A 17583-nucleotide genomic window follows, 5' to 3' on the forward strand; every position below is an offset into this window, starting at 1 on the left:
GGACCACCGCCACCGCCATCCGGACGACCCTCCCGACCAGCTCCGTCTCTGTCGTTTCTGTCGTTTCTGGGGCTACTTCTTGACGCGAACGGTCTTGGTGGAGCGCGTTTCGAGAGTCATCTCGTCCGCTTCCGCGACCTTCGCTTTCAGTCGCACAGTACCCGTCGCGGCGTCGACGACGTCGACCACCTTCGAAAGCAACTTCGCGGTGTCCTCGTTGCCGGAAGCCGACGCGAGCTGCACCGCGCGCCCCAGTTTCGCGGTCGCCCCGTCCAGGTCGCCGGCCTTGCGCGCGTCGAGCCCCTGCTGGATCACCCGCGCCAGTTCCGCCTGGCCCGTATAGTGCGCGACCTGCGGATTCATCGCCGTGGACGCCACCATGTCATCGGTCCACACCGCCCGCACGAGCCCTTGCGCGAGGGTCTGCGCAGCGCCCTCCCCGGAGGGGGCGGGGAGGACCAGGGAGACCCGCGCCGCCAGCATCTCCTGGCCGATCCGGGCCTGCGGAACCCTGACACAGACGTGATAATCGCGGGATTCGTCACCCCAGGACCCGGTCGGATAGTCCCCGGCGCGGGGACCCGCCTCCGTGCGGCGGCCGCTCAGGTCGGCGACCGCCGGAGCGACCTGCTTCACGAAGAGGATCTCGGTGTCCACCGGGGTCCAGAGCCGCAGCGCCACGTCCGCGACCTCCTTGCCCATGGCGTTCTCCATCATCCGCGTGAAATCGGCCGCCAGACCGGCCGGGTCGGCGACGATGTCGGCGGTGCCCAGCAGGGCGGAGGCCACGGCGGTGACCTCCTTCACCTCCCAGTCGGTGCCGACTCCGCGGGCGTCACAGGTGAAGCGGCCCGCGCAGGCGTCCAGGGCGGCCCGCAGGTCCTCCGGTGCCTCGTGCTCGTTGCGCCCGTCGGTCAGCAGGATGCCGTGCCGCAGACCGGCGCCGGCGGTGTCGAAGAGCCGGTCCGCGAGGCGCAGCCAGGTGCCGATGGCCGTGCCGCCGCCCGCGCCGAGACCGCGCAGCGCCTTCTTGGCCTGTGCCTTCGTCAGATGATCGGCCGTGGCGAGGCGGCCGTTGCCCGGGTAGACGTCCTTCGCCACGTGCGTACCGGCCACCACCGCGAACAGGGTGCCGTCGCGCAGGGTGTCGATGGCCGCCGCCGTGGCGTCCCGGGCGTTGCGCATCTTGGTGGGCGGGTACTCCATCGAGCCGGAGCAGTCGACCATGAGCACCACGGCGCCCCCCGACGCAGGCGCGGGTGCGGCGGACGCGTCGGCGGACCGGGCGAGCGGCACGCCGCCGGTCGTACCGCCGCCGATGGCGGTGACGGTGACGATCGCGTTGACCTCACGCCCGCCCTCGGGCAGATAAGCGTTCTGGTACACGTCGACGGAGAACTGCGGCTGCTGCGACTTGGAGAAGTTGGCCATGGAGCTGCTCCTCGATGCCCCACCGAGGGGACGGATACGGGTGTGCGGGCGACGGACCGGGACCGGGACAAGCAACTCCGGACGCGGGCGTACGAGCGGGCGGACGGCGGCTGACGAGCGGGCGTGGAGCGTGCGGTCGAACACGCTGACGAGCGGGCGTGGAACGGCCGGGCAGCCGGGGAGCGGTCGGTGGACGGACCGGGAGCGTCAGCCGGAGTGTGCCCCGGCGGGTGGTACGGCGAACGGCAGCAGGGCCACTGTTACGTTGTCGTGGCCCCCGCCGTCGAGCGCGTGACCGACCAGCACCTGGGCACCGTGCAACGGGCGTTCGTGGGCGTCCCGGGGCAGGGCGGCGGCCATCTCCTCGGCGGACTCGGCGTAGTTCCAGAGCCCGTCGGTGCAGACCACCACGGTGCCGGGCCGATCTGGCTTGAACGAGGCGGTGTGCGCGTCGAGTTCGTAGGCGTCGGCGCCGAGCCAGCCCGTGATCGCGTGGGCGCGCTCGTCCGCGTACGCCTGCTCCTCGCTCATCAGACCCGCCGCCACCATCTGCGCGGCCCAGGAGTCGTCCTCCGTGAGCCGGGCGGGCTGCTGAGCACGGTCGGAAGGCACCCAGTAGACGCGGCTGTCACCGACCCAGCCGATGACCAGAAGGCCACCGGCGACCACCGCGCCCACCAGGGTGCAGGCCGGAGCGTTCTGGTGACGGTGCTGACCGGGCTCCGCCGCGCCCTCCGGCTCCTCGGCCAGGGCGTTGACCGCCCGGGAGGCCGCGACGATCGCGTCGTGCATCGCCTGCTGCGGGTGGGTGCCGCGCGGCAGGGACTCCAGGAGCCACTCGTCGGCGGCGCGCGCGGCGGCGGCCGACGCCTCGTCCGGGCGGTGCGCCGAGGACACGCCGTCGCAGACGATCGCGACGACGGCCGGCGAACCGTCCGGCAGCGCCGTCGCGGAGACGGCGAAGGAGTCCTCGTTGCGGTGGTGGCGCAGACCGCGGTCGCTGACCGCCGCCACCGCGCCGAGCTCCCGCTCCATGTGGTCGCGTTCGCGCGGCTGTGCGTGGCCGCAGGTCTCGCAGTACCCGTCGCTGTCGACCCGGCCGGACCGGCAGGCGACACAGAGACGGGCGCCCGCTGCGGCGGCCGGCCGGGCGGAGGCGACGGGGGCGGGGCCGGGGGCAGCGCCGGTGGTGGGGCCGGTGGGGGCGCCGGCCGTGGCGCCCGCGGCCTCTCGCGGGTCGGAGACGGGCGCACCCGACGGGGCACCCGGCGACGGGGCACTCCCCGACGGCGCGCCCGGCGCCGCGAGTGCGAAGTCCTCGGAGCCGGAGCCGGAGCCGGAGCCGGAGCCGACGCCGGAGTAGGAGCCGAGGCCGGAGCCCGAGCCGGAGCGCGGCCGTCCCGGCATCGCCCGGTCGTCGTGCCGCACGGCGGCCTGGGCGGCCACCGGTGCCGGCGGTGCCACCGGTGCCGGCGGTGCCACCGGTGCCGGCGGTGCGACGGAGGGTGCCGCCGCGGGGGCTTGGGCGGCACCGGAGAGCGGGCGGCCCGCGGAGTCCGTGCCCGGGAGGTCGGCCGGACGGTGGGCGGGGGCGGGCCGGCCCGCGGTGTCGGTCTCGGACGCCGGCGGCCACGGGACGGCAGCCGGCATCGCGGCCCCGGGCGCCGGAGCGGGTACGGCCGGAGGCAGCGGGGCAGCCGGAGACCCGGGCGGGGCGGGCGGAACCGGCGGATCGACCAGCGGGGGCGGGGCGGTGATCGCGATCGTCGGCCGGTCGCCCGGCTGTCGGGGCACGGCCGACAGGGAGTGGCCGCAGGCGCCGCAGAACAGGTCGCCCGGCTCCAGCGGTTCCGTACAGCTGGGGCACGTCGGCAGGGAGCCCTGCTGGTGGATCTGTGACATCTTCACACCCACGTCCGGGGGCGGAAGCGGTTGGCCCGCTCCACCAGTTCGATCCTCTCGTCGCCCTGCTGGGCGAGTCGGGCGAGCATCCGGTACGAGCCTTCCAGGCCGAGCCGGAGCCCCCGCTCGTCCAGCTCGCTGCCGAGCAGCTTCCGTGTGCCCCCCGGCCCGGAGGCCGCCGGGCCCGCGGACGCGCCGGCGGGTCCCGTGGAGAGTACCCAGTCCAGCGCGGTCCCCAGCACCTCGGTCGAAAGCCGCTCGCGCCTCACCGCGTCGAGCCCCAGCCCCGCCAGCGCCGTGATCTGGTCCGACGCGGCGGCCAGGTCAGCGGCGAGCGGCTCTCCCGGGTCGCGCCCGCGCAACCGCGCGCGGACCGAGGCGACCCGGGCGGCCGTGAAGTGGATCGACGCGGCGGGCACCGACTCCAGCGTCAGTACGGCGCCCGTCCGGTCCCCGGCGGCGAAGCGCACCCGGGCGAGCCCGAACGCGGCGCTGACGAAACTCGGATCGGTGATCCAGACGAGGTGGTAGTAGTCGGCGGCATTGTCCAGTTGCCCCAGGACCTCGGCGCAGATCCCGAGGGCCAGCTTGGGTGCGGTCTCGCCCGGGAACGCGTCGTAGACGGCGTCGAAGGAGAGCGCCGCCCGCTCGCGGTCGCCGGTCACCAGGGAGACGACTCCCCGGTACCAGACGACCCGCCAGTCGTCCGGGTACCGGGACTCCAGCTCACCCAGCACGTGCGAGGCCGCGAGGTACTCCTCCAGCTCCAGCAGGGCGCGCAGTTCGCGCAGCCTGGTCTCCGGCGAAGGGGCCGGGACGGTACGCAGCGCACCGATCAGCTCCTGGGGGGCGGCCGCCATCAGCCCGGCGAGGAACCCGGCGTTGGGGTCGCTCGCGTCGACACGGGGCACCGGCAGCGCGAGCGCGGTGGCACCGGGGTCGAGGCCGTCGAGGTACCGGCCGGGGCCGGCCGTCGGCGCACCCGCTCCGGACGGCGGGACCGCGACGCCGGCCGCCGGGCGCGGAGCCGGGACGGGGGCCACCGGCTGCGGCGGCCCGTACGGAAGGACCCCGCCGGCCGCCGGGGTGCCGCCGGCCGGGGTCGCGCCGACCGGGCCGCCGGTGGGACCGCCGGCCCACGTGCGGCCCGCCGCAGGGCTCGCGTGGGTGGGCGGAGCCGCCAACGCGGCCTCCGAGGGCGGGTATCCCCCCGGCGGGTGACCGGCCGCCGGGTGACCGCCGGGCTGGTATCCGCCGGCCGGCTGGAGGGCGGGCGGCTGACCAGCGTGCGGCTGGGCACCGGCCTGCTGACCGGCCGCCTGCTGACCGGCGGCCTGCTGACCGGCGGCCTGCTGGACGGCCGGAGCGTATCCGGTGGCCTGGGGTGCGGGAGGCACGTACCCGGCGGGCGGCGGCCCCACCGCTCCGGTCCGCGCCGGGGGGACGCTGCCGTACGGGCCGGAGCCCACCGGCAGCGCCGCCGCCACCGACGGGGCCGCCGCGCCCGGCGCCACGGACCCCGCGGCGGCCTTACGGCGCCGCTTCGGGCGACGCGGCACCGGGGCGGACCGGCCGCCCAGGAGTGACACGTCCCCGGTCAGCTCGGCGAACAACTCCGTTTCCGTCACGCGCAGTTCCGGTCCGAAGAGGGTGGAGAGCGCGGGACGCGGGCGCCCCGACTGGAGTGAGACGACCTCCCGCAGCACCCCCGTCAGCTGCTCGGCCATCTCCTGGGCCGACGCGAAGCGACGCGACGGATCGGGGTCGGTGGCGCGGACCAGCAGCCGGTAGAAGGACTCGTAGGTCCGGAACACCTCGATGTTCTCGGGATCCGGCAGCGAGTCGACGAAGACGTTGGTGTACCCCTGGAAATCGAAGGTGAGGACCGCGAGGGTCCGCGCCACCGTGTACAGGTCGGAGGCGACGGACGGGCCGACCTCCCCGACCTCGGGGGCCTGGTACCCCACGGTGCCGTAGATCGCCGACTCCTCGTCGTCCATCCGGCGCACCGCGCCCATGTCGATCAGCTTGAGTTCGTTCTCCGTCTGGATGGCGTTGTCGACCTTGAAGTCGCAGTAGAGGAGATGGCGGCTGTGCAGGTGGCCGAGGGCCTCCAGCGCCTCGATCCCGTAGGCGCACGCCTGCTCGACCGGGAGCGGATCGCGCCTCCCGGACGGGGTGCGGCGGTCGTTGGCGATCTCCTTGAGCGACTTGCCGCCGACGTACTCCATCACGATGTAGCCGTCCAGCGAGCCCGTCCGCGGGTCGAGGTGCTCGACGAAGTTGTAGATGCGGACGATGTTGGAGTGCTCGATCTCCGCGAGGAAGCGACGCTCCGAGATGGCCGCCTCCATGGCGTCCTGGTCGCCGGTGTCGAGCAGCCCCTTGAGGACCACCCAGCGGTCCGCGACGGCCCGGTCCACCGCGAGGTAGACCCAGCCGAGCCCGCCGTGCGCCAGACAGCCCGTCACTTCGTACTGCCCGTGCACCACGTCACCGCCGCGCAGCTTCGGTACGAAGGAGTACGGATGGCCGCACTTGGTGCAGAACCCCTCGGTGCGGCCGGGCCGTTCGCCGCGTGCCCGGCCCACCGGCGCGCCGCAGTCGGAACGGGAGCAGAACCGCTTGCGCTCGGGGACCTCGGGGTTCGCCATCACGGCCGTACGCGGATCGGGGCGCGCCACCTCCGGGACCTGCACCAGGCCCGCGCCCAGCCGCCCCCGGGCGGAGGCGCCCGTCGACGCGCCCGAGGCCCGCACCGACACGGACGGCACGGAACCGGCCCCGCCCGAGAGCGCGCGCGAGAGGCGGCCCGAGACGGACCGCCGCGAGGTCGACGAACGCGAGGACACGCGCGCGGAGGCCCGGGAGCCGCCGCTCGCCGGAGCGGAACCGGTGCCGCGCACCGCACCCGCGATCCCGGTGGGCGGCGAGGCGACCATGCCGGTGGGGGAGACGACGGGGGCCAGACCGCAGGTGTCGCAGTACAGCTCGCCGTCGCCCATGTCCTCGTACGCGCCCGTGCACGTGGGGCGCTGGCACCCGGTACTCATCGTGTCCCCCCTTGGTCCTGCCGCCGGTCCTCGGGTGAGGACGGCCCGTTCGGCGCCATCATCTCGGCAGCCGTGTGCTGGTAGCGCAGCACCGCCTGGCCGGCGACCCGCAGGTCGCAGGGGGCGCTCCACAGCATCCGGCGGGCCGCGTCGTACCGCTCGATCAGCAGCGGGTCCTCCGCCAGCCCGTGCCGCGCCACCTTCGCGCGGTAGGCGTCGAGCCGCCCCCGCAGCTCCGCCCGCACGGCGAGCGGCGCGGTGACCGAGGTCAGCGACTCGCGGGCGCGCAGCAACTCCTCCCCGGCCTCCCGCTCCAACTGCTCCAACAGCGGCGGGAGCCGGTGCCAGCGGCCGTGCCTGCGGTGCTCGGACGCGGCGGCCAGCCGCTCCTGGAGCGCGGTCGGCGGCCCGCTGACGGCGGGCACCTCCGAGGCGGCGATCTTCGCCAGCACCTCGCCCCGGGCGGCCCGCGCCTCGGTCAGGGTGCGGTCCGCCCGGGACAGCACGTCCCGCAGCCGCGCGAGCCGCTGTTCGGCGTCCTGCCGGACGGCGAGGACCGCCTCGATCTCCCGCCGCACCTCCTCCAACGCGCGGGCGGCGCGGTCGTACCGCGCGGTGTCCGCGCGCCCGCCGCCCGGCGCGGCACTTCCGGACCCCGGCAGCCAGAACGCCAGCGGGTCGGCGATCACCTGGGCCCGCAGCCCGGCGAGTTCGCGGGTGATCGACTCCAGGTCGTCACCGGACGGGTGCTCGCCCGGCCGGACCCCGACGGAGTGCGCCAGCGAGCGGGTGCGGTGGAGTTCCGCGGCGAGCAGGTCGATCCGGGCGGGAAGCGCCGACCAGACCGAGTCCGAGGCCACCACCATGTCCAGCGCACGCGCGTACAGCGTGTTCATCCGGCCGACCAGCTCCTCCAGCGAGAAGCACTCGGCGAGCCGGGCCGGGCCGGCGACCGAGGGGTCGGGGGGCACGGCGCCGTTGGCCACGGTGACCTCCCGGCCGCGGAGCAGTCCGGTGAGAGCCCTCAGGTCGTCCCGATCGGGGTGACGCCGGCGCGCCCGTACCGCGCGCGCCTTCGCGAGCGCGTCGGCGTACGCGTCGAAGTACCCCCAGAGCAGGGTGATCGACCGCTCGGTGGTGGCCCAGCGCTCCTTGGTCACCCCGGACAGGTCGGCGCCCTCCAGGAGGCGTCGCCCCGCGTGGTCCTGCAGGGCGAGGAGCGAGGTCTCGATCGCCTCGTGCTCCGCACCGAGCCGGGCCAGCGCGTGGTCCACCTCGTCCCGGTCCATGACCGGTCCCGGGGGCCTCCCCGCGTAGCTGGGGAAGGGTCCCGCGACGCCCATCGCTCACCTCTCCGCTCTCCCCGCCGGCCCGGTGGCCGGGCGGGATCAGTTGCTCCGGTACGCCGGCACCGGGGGCGCCGTGATGCCGGGCAGCCCGGCCTCCAGCCAGGTCCGGTACGACCGCATCCACGGGCTCTCCGCGCCGCCCGCGCGGTAGTCCGCCAGCACCTGGTTGACCCGGGCCACCAGGTCGTCGGAGCCGAGCTTGGCGGCGACGCCGTAGTACTCCGTCGTGAACGGGCCTCCCTTGAGCTCCACCGTCGGGTCCTGGGCCACCTGGCCCGCCGCCAGCGCGTTGTCCGTCACCACGGCGTCCACCTCACCGAGCTGGAGCCGCACCAGGCAGTCGAGCTGGCTGGGGACGGTCAGCTGGTCCTCGTCCCCGGCGGTGCCGTCGTGCGGGTCCTCGAAGACCGCGCCGAAGGACTGCTTCCTCAGCGCTTCGTACGCCGTGGAGCCCTCGGCGGTGCAGACGCGCTTCCCGCGCAGCGAGGCGTTGTACCCGGATATGTCCGAGGCCACCGGGGCGAGCACCTGCTGGCCCGCCTGGAAGTACGCGGTGGAGAAGTCCACCTGCTCCAGCCGCGCGCAGTTGATCGTCATCGTCCGCACCACGACGTCGACCCGGCCGCTCTCCAGCGCGGAGATCCGCTGGCTGGTCGGAATGGCGCGGAAGACCACCTGGGAGGAGTCGCCGAGGATGTCCTTCGCGAGGGCCCGGACCAGGTCGATGTCGAACCCCTCCAGCTGCCCGGTCGCCGGATTGCGGTAGCCCCAGCGGTAGCTGTTCTGGTCGACGCCGGCGATGAGCTTGCCGCGCTCCTTGATCCGCTCGACCCCCGGCCCGTCCGCCCGCGAGGGGCGCAGGCTCGCCTCCGGCCGGGTGCAGGTGTCGGCGCGCACCTGGGTCGCCGCGGCCGTACCCGGTCCGGAACCGCCGGCGAGGGCGCCGGGGGTTCGGTGTGTCAGCGGCAGCAGGGCGAACAGGGCCGTGAGCGCGCAGGCGACGGCCATGGCCGCCACCCCGCCCCAGCCGCGCAGCCTGCCCCCGGCGGTCCGTGCCCGTGCCATCGCTCCCCCTTCCACCGCTCCCGACTCCCTCACCGGCTCTCCCTCGCTCACCGGTACTCCCCGAGTCTCCGGCCGATCCCCAGGATCGCGGCGACCGATCCGAGCAGTGCCAGGACCCCCGCCCCGACCGGCAGCCCGTCCAGCGCGCCGCGGCCCTTTCCGGCCGCCGCGTCGAACTCCTCCTGCTCGTGGGCGAGGGCCGTCTCCAGCGCCGCGTCCACCTTCGAGAAGCACTCGCCCGTGGAACCCTTCTCGCCGATGACCAGGCCGAGGGCGCCCTCGTAGTCACCGCTGTCGTCGGTCTTCCTGGCCTCGGTGTGACGCTTCTGCCACTCCGTCGCGCTCTTGACGGCCGTCTCCACCGGGGCACTCCCGAGGTCGTCGTCCGCCAGCCGCCCCGCCTCGGCCAGCCCCTTGTCGAGCACGGCCATGTCCGCCGTGTAGTCGCTCTGGTACTGGTCGGCGGAGCCGTCCTCGGTGAGCACCGCACCCCGGGCGACCAGGGTGAGGTTCTCGTTGGCGCGCGCCTTGAGGGAGGCGATCCGCGCGTCGTTCAGCACGTCGAGGGAGGCCTGGCCGTTCTCCATGGCGCTGCGCAGCTCGGTCCTGGCCAGGGTCTGGCCGACGGCGAGCCACACCAGCACGGCCGCGGTCGCGGCGGTCGCGGCGAGCATCCCGCGGTTGAACACCCGGTGGGTGCGGCGGTAGTCGCGCCGCTGGGCCCAGGCGAGCACGGCCAGGGCCACGATCCCGGCGGCGAGGGCGACCAGCGGCCACTGCCGGGCGTCGTGCTGGTCGGCGTCGAGCCGGCCGGTCTCCGCCGTGTACAACCGCTCCGCGGCGGGGAGGAGTTCGCCGCTCATCTTCTGGTTGGCGTACCGGAGGTAGGCGCCGCCCAGCGGGAGCCCGAGGCGGTTGTTGGCGCGGGCCCGCTCGACCAGACCGGTGTACACCGGAAGGAGTTCGTTCATCGTGCGGATCTCGCGGCCCGAGGAGGTGGTGGCCTCGGTGTTCGCCGCCGCCCGCACGAGGAGCCGGGAGGCGTTCTCGATGTCCTTCTCGTACTGGGTGAGGACGCTCGCGGGCTCCTGCGTGCCCGCGAGGAAGCCGCTCGCCGCCATCGTGTCCGCGTCGGCGAGCGAGCGGTAGATGGCCGCCGCGTCCGCGCTCAGCGGCTGACTGCGGCTCACCACGTCGTCGGCGGCCGCCGCCCGCCCGGCGACCTCCAGGGCGGTCGCCGCCCCGAACACCGCGACGAGCAGGGCGAGTACGGCTCCGACGAGCCGCAGCCTCCCCGGCTCGGTCGTCGCGGTGTCGCGCAGCCGCCCCGCCAGCGCGGACGCCGTCCGCCGCCGCTGGGCGGGCACGCCGGGCACCGGCGCCGCTGTGCGCCGCTGCGGCGAACCCCCGATCGGCGGGTGTGTCACGACTTCCCCCTCGGTCACTGACGGCGTCCCCCGACCGATCGGAGGGCGGACGCCCGGCCTGAAGTATGGCCGCAGCGACCGGCAACCACCAGGAATACCCGGTTGTCGCACGGCGCTCGCGGCACATACGGGAAGCTTCGCCCTTCGGGAGGGGCTCCGGGGTGGGTGGCACCGGTGCCCCGGCCCCCGCCCCCCGCAGCCACCCCGTACCGGATCCGCTCCCCGCTGAGAACACGTACGGGACATCTGATCGGTTCCCGTACGCAAGGGGTGTTCCGTGCCGTCGGAGTACGGGAGTTGACAGGTTGACGGCCGGGGGCGGCCCCGTCGGGTCCCGGGCGCGGACCGGGCGGCCCTCAGCAGTACCGCGCGCGCAGTCTGACGTGCGCCCCGGGAGCCGCCCCGACATGGTCCAGGCCCAGCAACGCCGCCCCCAGGACAGGAGGTTGGGACACCACCCGGATCTGCGCCCGGGGCGCCCGGGCCGCGAGCAGCCGCGCGATCCGGCTGTCCAGATCCGGGTGGCGCGCCGCCAGGACGCTCCCTCCGAGAATCACCGGAACGTGCGCGTCCAGAAGCCCGAGCCGGCCCAGTGCCACCGAGGCCATCGCGACGACCTCCTCGGCGAGCCGGTCCACCAGCGCCCGCGCCACCGGGTCACCGGCCGCGCCCGTCGAGAAGAGCACCGGGGTCAGCTCGTGCCGGCGCGCGTACGGGATGTGCTCCCGGTGCAGCGCCTCGATCAGCTCGTACATCGAACCGAGCCCGAAATGCGCCGGCAGCGCCCGGGCCAGCGCGGTCGGCTCGCCCCGGCCGTCCTCGGCGCGGGCGGCGAACCACAGCGCCTCCTCGGCGAGCCCCGAACCGCCGCCCCAGTCCCCGGACATCCGGCCGATCGCCGGAAAGCGGGCGGTGCGGCCGTCCGGGAGCATGCCGACGCAGTTGATCCCGGCGCCGCAGACCACGGCGACGCCCCGGGGCTCGTCCACCCCCGCGCGCAGGACGGCGAAGGTGTCGTTGCGCACCTCGACCGTGTGCCCCCAGCCGCGTGTGAGCAGCGCGGCCGTCAACTCCTCCTCCTCGACGGGAAGATCGGCGTTGGCGAGACAGGCCGAGACGTGCGCGACCGGCGCGACCGGCTCCCCGGCCGAGGCGAACGCCCCCTCCACGGCGGCGGCGAGCACGTCCAGAGCGGCCGGGATCCCGACCACCGGCGGCTGGAAGCCACCGCCCCGGCCGGTCCCGAGCACGGTGCCGTCCGCGCCGATCAGCGCCACGTCGGTCTTGCTGTTGCCCGCGTCGACGGCGAGGATCCGGCCCGGCCCGGCGGCGGCTCTCCCGCCCGCTCCGACGCCGGGGAGCAGGTCCGTGCCGGCCGTGGGGACCGAAGCGTTCACGCCCACGCGAGGTGCTCCCGGTTGTGCGCGATCAGCCGGTCCGTGAGGCCCTCGGCGTACTCGTACTGGCCGATCAGCGGGTGGGCGAGCAGGGCCTTGAAGACCCGGTCCCGGCCGCCGTGCAGCGCCGCCCGCAGCGCCAGGTCCTCGTACGCGGTCACCTGCGCGATCAGCCCGGCGTACAGGGGGTCCAGTGCCGGTACGGCGAGCGGCACGGCGCCCGAGCCGTCGACCCGGGCCTGGGTCTCGATGACCGCGTCGTCGGGGAGGAACGGCAGGGTGCCGTTGTTGTGGGTGTTGACCACCTGCACGGTGGAGCCGCCCCCGCCGAGCAGCGAGGACGCGAGGTCCACCGCCGCCTCGGAGTAGAAGGCGCCGCCGCGCTTGGCGAGCAGTGCGGGCTTCTCGTCGAGGGCCGGGTCGCCGTACATGGCGAGCAGTTCCTTCTCCATCGCGGCGACCTCCGCGGCCCGGGACGGCTTGGTGCCGAGCTCCCGGACGACCTCGTCGTGCGCGTAGAAGTACCGCAGGTAGTAGGAGGGGACCACGCCCAGCCGGTCCACGATCTCGCGCGGCAGGTGCAGGTCGGCGGCGATCGACGCGCCGTGTTCCGCCAGCAGCCGCGGCAGGACGTCCTCGCCCCGCGGGCCCCCGAGACGGACGCCCAGCTCCCAGGAGAGGTGGTTCAGGCCGACGTGGTCGAGGTGCACCTCGGTGGGGGACACCCCCAGCAGGGCCGCGAACTTGCGCTGGAAGCCGATGGCCACGTTGCAGAGGCCGACCGCCTTGTGCCCGGCCTGGAGCAGCGCCCGGGTGACGATGCCCACCGGGTTGGTGAAGTCGATGATCCAGGCGTCCGGGTTGGTGCGGCGGACCCGCTCGGCGATGTCCAGCACCACCGGTACGGTGCGCAGCGCCTTGGCGAGGCCGCCGGCGCCGGTGGTCTCCTGGCCGACGCAGCCGCACTCCAGTGGCCAGGTCTCGTCCTGGTTGCGGGCGGCCTGTCCGCCGACGCGCAGCTGGAGCAGGACCGCGTCGGCGCCGTCCACCCCGGCGTCCAGGTCACCGGTGGTGGTGATGGTCCCGGGGTGGCCCTGCTTGGCGAAGATCCGCCGGGCGAGTCCGCCCACGAGGTCGAGGCGGTCGGCCGCCGGGTCGACGAGGACGAGCTCCTCGATCGGCAGGGTGCTGTGCAGACGGGCGAACCCGTCGATCAGTTCGGGGGTGTAGGTGGACCCGCCACCCACTACAGCGAGCTTCATGTCAGCCCTTCACTCCGGTCAGTGTGACGCCTTCGACGAATGCCTTCTGCGCGAAGAAGAAGACGGCGATCACGGGGGCCATGACCAGAACGGTCGCGGCCATGGTCAGGTTCCAGTCGGTGTGGTGGGCGCCCTTGAACGACTCGAGTCCGTAACTCAGTGTCCAGGCGCCCGGGTTCTCGGAAGCGTAGATCTGTGGCCCGAAGTAGTCGTTCCACGCGGCGAAGAACTGGAACAGCGCTATGGCGGCGATGCCCGGCTTCGCCATCGGCAGCACCACCCGCAGCAGGGTGCGGAGTTCGCCGCACCCGTCGATCCGTGCGGCGTCCAGGTACTCGTCCGGGATGGTCAGCAGGAACTGGCGCAGCAGGAAGATCGAGAAGGCGTCGCCGAAGGCCATCGGGATGATCAGCGGCCAGAGCGTTCCGGAGAGGTCCATCTGCTTGGCCCAGAAGAGGTACATCGGGATGATCACGACCTGTGGCGGAAGCATCATCATCGAGATGACCAGCATCAGCGAGAGCTTGCGGCCTTTGAAGCGGAACTTCGCCAGCGCGTAGGCGACGGGCACCGAGGAGACGACGGTCAGCACGGTGCCGGCCCCGGCGTACAGCAGGGTGTTGCGCCACCAGGTCAGGAAGCCGGGGGTGTCGAAGACCCGCCGGTAGTTCTCCCACTCCCAGGTGTCGGGGGTGAGGTCGCGGGTGAGCGCCTGCTGGTCGCTCATGAGCGAGGTGAGCACCACGAAGACGATCGGGAGGACGAAGAAGAGCGCGGCGGCGACTCCGAGCGCGTGCACCGCGATCCAGTGCAGCAGCGCCTTGCGGCGGGCGGTGCGTTCGGCGGCGGTCCACCCGGCGGGGGTGGCCCCGGCGGGGGTGGCCCCGGCGGGAGTGCCGGGGACGACGGAGAGTCGGGTCATGGTTCAGTCACCGGCCTGGACGAGGTTGTTGCGGCCCCGCATCAGCAGCGCGGTGAAGGCCATGGCCAGGGCGAACAGGACCAGGGCGACGACGCAGGCGGAGCCGTAGTCGAAGCGCTGGAAGCCCAGGTTGTAGACGAGCTGGGGGAGCGTCAGGGTCGACTTGTCGGGATAGCCGGGCTCGAAGGACTGCCCGGAGCCGCCGATCACGCCGGAGGCCACCTTCCCCGCCACCAAGGGCTGCGTGTAGTACTGCATCGCCTGGATCACCCCGGTGACCACGGCGAACATCACGATGGGCGAGATGTTCGGCAGGGTCACGAAGCGGAATCGCTGCCACGCCGAGGCGCCGTCCAGCTCGGACGCCTCGTACTGCTCGGTGGGGACGTCCAGCAGGGCGGCCATGAAGATCACCATCAGGTCGCCGATGCCCCAGACCGCCAGCATCGTCAGCGCCGGCTTGGACCAGCTTGCGTCGTTGAACCAGCCGGGGGTGGGCAGTCCGAGACCGCCGAGGATCGAGTCGACCGGCCCGGTCCCGGGGTTGAGGAGGAAGACGAACGCGAGGGTGGCGGCCACCGGCGGCGCCAGGTAAGGCAGGTAGAAGAGGGTGCGGAAGAGCCCGGTGGCGGTCTTGATCCGAGTGATCAGCATCCCGACGCCGAGGCCGAACACGACCCGGCAGGTGACCATGACGAGTACCAGCCAGAGGGTGTTCCGCAGCGACGGCCAGAACATGGGGTAGTCGGTGAAGACGTAGGTCCAGTTCGTCAGCCCGTTGAAGACCGGCGCCCCGAACCCGTCGTACGCGGTGAAGGAGAAGTAGACGGTCGAGACCATCGGGTAGACGAAGAAGAAGCAGAACCCGATCAGCCACGGCGACAGGAAGGCGAGCGTGCGCAGCGCCGACCTGCGGCGCTTGGCGCGGAGCGTGTACGTGGTCATCGCGGGCTACTTGGCCTTGGCGATGTCGGTGTCGATCTGCGCGGCGGTCTTCTCCAGACCGGCGCGGAGGTCCTTCACCGAGCCCTTCTCGTACTGGTAGCCGAAGTCCTGGAGGGTCTGCTGGTAGGTGGAGCCGTTGACCGCGCCGTCCGGGGTGTTGGAGTGCGGGTTCTGCGCGATGTCCAGGAAGGTCTTGAAACGCGGGTCGAACGTCAGGTCGGGCGACTTCAGCGCCTCGAAGGTGGAGGGCACGTTCTTGATGCCGTTGGCGAAGTCGACGACGGCCCGGGTGTCGCTGGTCATGAACTTCACCAGCTCCCACGCCGCGTTCTGCTTCTTGCTGGCGGGCGCGATGCCCATGATCGTGCCGGAGAGGAAGCCCTTGCCGTAGGTGTCGGCCTCGTCGTCGGCGACGGGCATCGGCGCGACCCCGATCTCGAAGTCGGTCCCCGCCTCCTCCGCCATCCCGAGCCGCCACTCACCGTCCAGCTGCATCGCGACCTGGCCGGTGTGGAACGGGTGCTTCGCGCCCCACTCGTCGCCGAAGGAACCGCGGTACTTCTCCAGCCTGGCGTAACCGCCGAGATCCTCGACCAGCTTCTTCTGGTAGGTGAACATGGCGGCGAAGGCCGGGTCCTTGGCGATGTTCGACTTGCCGTTCTCGTCGAAGTACGCGTGGTCCCAGGAGCCCAGGTAGTGGTCGGCGACCGATTCGTACCCGTGGAAGGTCGGCATGAAGCCGAGCTGCTGGTAGCCGTCGCCCCGGGTGACGGTGAGCTTCTCGGCGTCGGCGGCGAACTCGGAGAGGGTCTTCGGCGGCGCGGTGATGCCGGCCTTCTCGAAGGCGTCCTTGTTGTAGTAGAGGCCGTAGGCGTCGGCCAGCAGCGGCAGCGAGCAGCGCTTGCCCTCGAACTGGGTGTAGTCCAGCAGGACCTTCGGGAAGGTCTTCTCCAGGTCGAGCCCCGACTTCTCGATGAACGGCGTCAGGTCCGCGAAGGCACCGGAGGAGCAGAACTTGCCGACGTTGGAGGTGGTGAACGACGACACGACGTCCGGCCCGTTCGAACCCCCGGCGCGCAGCGCCTGGTTGAGTTTGTCGTCGTTGATGTTGCCGACGACCTTCACCTTGATGTTCGGGTGGGCCTTCTCGAAGCGGTCGACGTTGTCCTGGACCGCCTCGACCTCCGACGGCGCGCTCCAGCCGTGCCAGAAGTTGATGGTGGTCGCGGCGTCGGGGTCGTCCTCGGCCCCGCTCGCGGCCTGGCCGGTGCAGGCGGTGGCGAGGACGGATATCGCGGCGATGGCGACGGCGGCCGCGGTGAGGCTGTTTCTGCGCATGGCGAAGCTCCTTGGAGGCGGTGAAGGAGGGGGAACAGCGGTGCTGCTGGGTGCGGGGTTCAGGGACGGGAGGTGTCGAACACCTCGTCGCGGGTGTCCGCGAGGGCCCGTTCGAGGGCACCGCGCAGGACCGGCAGCCGGACGGTCTCGGCGAGGACGAGACGGGGCCTGGAGGCGGCCAGTTCGGCGAGTTCGGACTGGATCAGCGCGCGCAGCCGCTCGCCGCCGGCCGAGATCAGCCCGCCGGCCAGCACGATCAGTCCGGGGTCGAGCACGGCGGTGAGCGAGGCGAGCCCGGTGGCGAGCCGCTGCGCGTACTGCCGCAGCAGCTCGGTCAGCTTCTCGTCGTCGCCGTACGCGGCGGCCGCCCGGGTCAGCAGGGCCGCGGCGACCTCCGGGTAGGGCTGCTGCGGGGTGTCGATGCCGAGCGACAGGGCGAGCCGGGGCACCGCCTGGGCGCCCGCCAGCTCCTGGAAGCCACCGCTGTTGGCCTTGACCACCTGGCGTACGAGCGGGGTGCCCGGCACCGGCAGGAAGCCGACCTCGCCGGCGCCGCCGGTGAAGCCGCGGTGGAGCCGGCCGTTGATGACCAGCGCACCGCCGAGCCCTTCCTCGTTCCAGAGCAGGACGAAGTCGTCGTGGCCCCGCGCGGCCCCGCGCCGCTGCTCGGCCACCGCGACCAGGTTCACGTCGTTCTCGTACTCCACGGGCATCGGCAGCGCCGCCGCCAGGTCGTCGAGGAGGGCGGGGGAGTGCCACCCCGGCAGGTGCGAGGCGTAGCGCAGCCGGCCGGTGCCCGGGTCGAAGGCGCCCGGGGTGCCGATCACGACCCGGTGGATCGCGGACCGGGTCAGCCCGGCGTCCTCGATCGCGCCGTCCAGCGCCTCGCCGACCTGGTGGACCGCGTCGACCGAGCCCCGGCCCGGGGTTCGGAGTTCGAACTCCCCCACCGTCGCGCCGGAGACGTCCGCGACCGCGGCCACGATGCGCCGGGCGTTCACGTCGAGCCCGGCGACGTGCGCGGCCTCCGCGTGGACGGCGTAGAGCTGGGCGTTGGGCCCCGGGCGCCCTTCGGTGGTGCCGGTGACCCGCACCAGCCCCGCCGCTTCGAGCCGGGCCAGCAACTGCGAGGCGGTCGGCTTGGAGAGGCCGGTGAGCTTCCCGATCCGGGTCCGGGAGAGGGGGCCGTGCTCCAGCAGCAGGTCGAGGGCGGCGCGGTCGTTCATGGCGCGCAGCAGGCGGGGGGTGCCGGGGATGCCGGCGCCCGGAGTGGTTCCTGCCATGGTTGTTCCGCCCGCCCTCTGTTAGGAAAGTTTCCTATCGGTGAGAGGAAGGTAGGCGCCCGCACCCGGGGCGTCAATGGCGAGGCGTCCGGGCGACAGAAGCGTGACCCGGCGTGGGCAGGGGAAAGTGACCCGGAAACGCCCGGAAACGCCCGGAAGGGCCCCCGCGTCGTGCGCGCGGAGGCCCTCCCGGTACGGCTGCCGGGCGT

At 73.4% G+C, this 17583-nt stretch carries 12 protein-coding genes; all 12 read right to left on the reverse strand.

Annotation, left to right across the window (positions count from 1 at the left end):
- Positions 1 to 72: 72 nt before the first annotated feature.
- The 12 genes from PZB77_RS21080 to PZB77_RS21135 all read right to left on the reverse strand — a co-directional run bounded on the left by PZB77_RS21080 (position 73) and on the right by PZB77_RS21135 (position 17374).
- Positions 73 to 1431: a VWA domain-containing protein gene (locus tag PZB77_RS21080; RefSeq protein WP_275494170.1), complete on the reverse strand. Its 1359-nt coding sequence runs from the start codon at positions 1429 to 1431 to the stop codon at positions 73 to 75.
- A 207-nt stretch (positions 1432 to 1638) separates the two neighbouring features.
- Positions 1639 to 3333: a PP2C family serine/threonine-protein phosphatase gene (locus PZB77_RS21085; RefSeq protein WP_275494171.1), complete on the reverse strand. Its 1695-nt coding sequence runs from the start codon at positions 3331 to 3333 to the stop codon at positions 1639 to 1641.
- 2 nt (positions 3334 to 3335) lie between these two features.
- Complete coding sequence (locus PZB77_RS21090; protein ID WP_275494172.1) at positions 3336 to 6386, reverse strand: tetratricopeptide repeat protein; 3051 nt, start codon at positions 6384 to 6386, stop codon at positions 3336 to 3338.
- On the reverse strand, positions 6383 to 7729 hold the full coding sequence (locus PZB77_RS21095; RefSeq protein ID WP_275494173.1) for a hypothetical protein: 1347 nt from the start codon (positions 7727 to 7729) through the stop codon (positions 6383 to 6385). Before PZB77_RS21095 ends, PZB77_RS21090 begins: the two co-directional genes overlap by 4 nt.
- A gap of 45 nt (positions 7730 to 7774) precedes the next feature.
- Positions 7775 to 8800, reverse strand: a complete 1026-nt coding sequence (locus tag PZB77_RS21100) for a glutamate ABC transporter substrate-binding protein (RefSeq protein ID WP_275494174.1) — start codon at positions 8798 to 8800, stop codon at positions 7775 to 7777.
- Positions 8801 to 8847: 47 nt separating this feature from the next.
- The gene (locus tag PZB77_RS21105; RefSeq protein ID WP_275494175.1) at positions 8848 to 10227 is read right to left on the reverse strand and encodes a hypothetical protein; all 1380 of its coding nucleotides are present in this window, start codon (positions 10225 to 10227) and stop codon (positions 8848 to 8850) included.
- A gap of 356 nt (positions 10228 to 10583) precedes the next feature.
- Positions 10584 to 11540 (reverse strand): BadF/BadG/BcrA/BcrD ATPase family protein, encoded by a 957-nt coding sequence (locus PZB77_RS21110; RefSeq protein ID WP_275496153.1) that lies wholly within the window; start codon positions 11538 to 11540, stop codon positions 10584 to 10586.
- 80 nt (positions 11541 to 11620) lie between these two features.
- Positions 11621 to 12886 (reverse strand): 6-phospho-beta-glucosidase, encoded by a 1266-nt coding sequence (locus tag PZB77_RS21115; RefSeq protein ID WP_275494176.1) that lies wholly within the window; start codon positions 12884 to 12886, stop codon positions 11621 to 11623.
- 1 nt (position 12887) lies between these two features.
- On the reverse strand, positions 12888 to 13808 hold the full coding sequence (locus PZB77_RS21120) for a carbohydrate ABC transporter permease (protein ID WP_275494177.1): 921 nt from the start codon (positions 13806 to 13808) through the stop codon (positions 12888 to 12890).
- Positions 13809 to 13811: 3 nt separating this feature from the next.
- Positions 13812 to 14753, reverse strand: a complete 942-nt coding sequence (locus PZB77_RS21125; protein WP_275494178.1) for a sugar ABC transporter permease — start codon at positions 14751 to 14753, stop codon at positions 13812 to 13814.
- Between the two features lie 6 nt (positions 14754 to 14759).
- A complete protein-coding gene (locus PZB77_RS21130) occupies positions 14760 to 16091 on the reverse strand; it encodes an ABC transporter substrate-binding protein (RefSeq protein WP_275494179.1) in 1332 nt (443 codons plus the stop codon).
- 59 nt (positions 16092 to 16150) lie between these two features.
- A complete protein-coding gene (locus PZB77_RS21135) occupies positions 16151 to 17374 on the reverse strand; it encodes an ROK family transcriptional regulator (RefSeq protein WP_275494180.1) in 1224 nt (407 codons plus the stop codon).
- Positions 17375 to 17583 lie beyond the last annotated feature (209 nt).

The organism is Streptomyces sp. AM 2-1-1, assembly GCF_029167645.1.
Classification (GTDB): domain Bacteria; phylum Actinomycetota; class Actinomycetes; order Streptomycetales; family Streptomycetaceae; genus Streptomyces.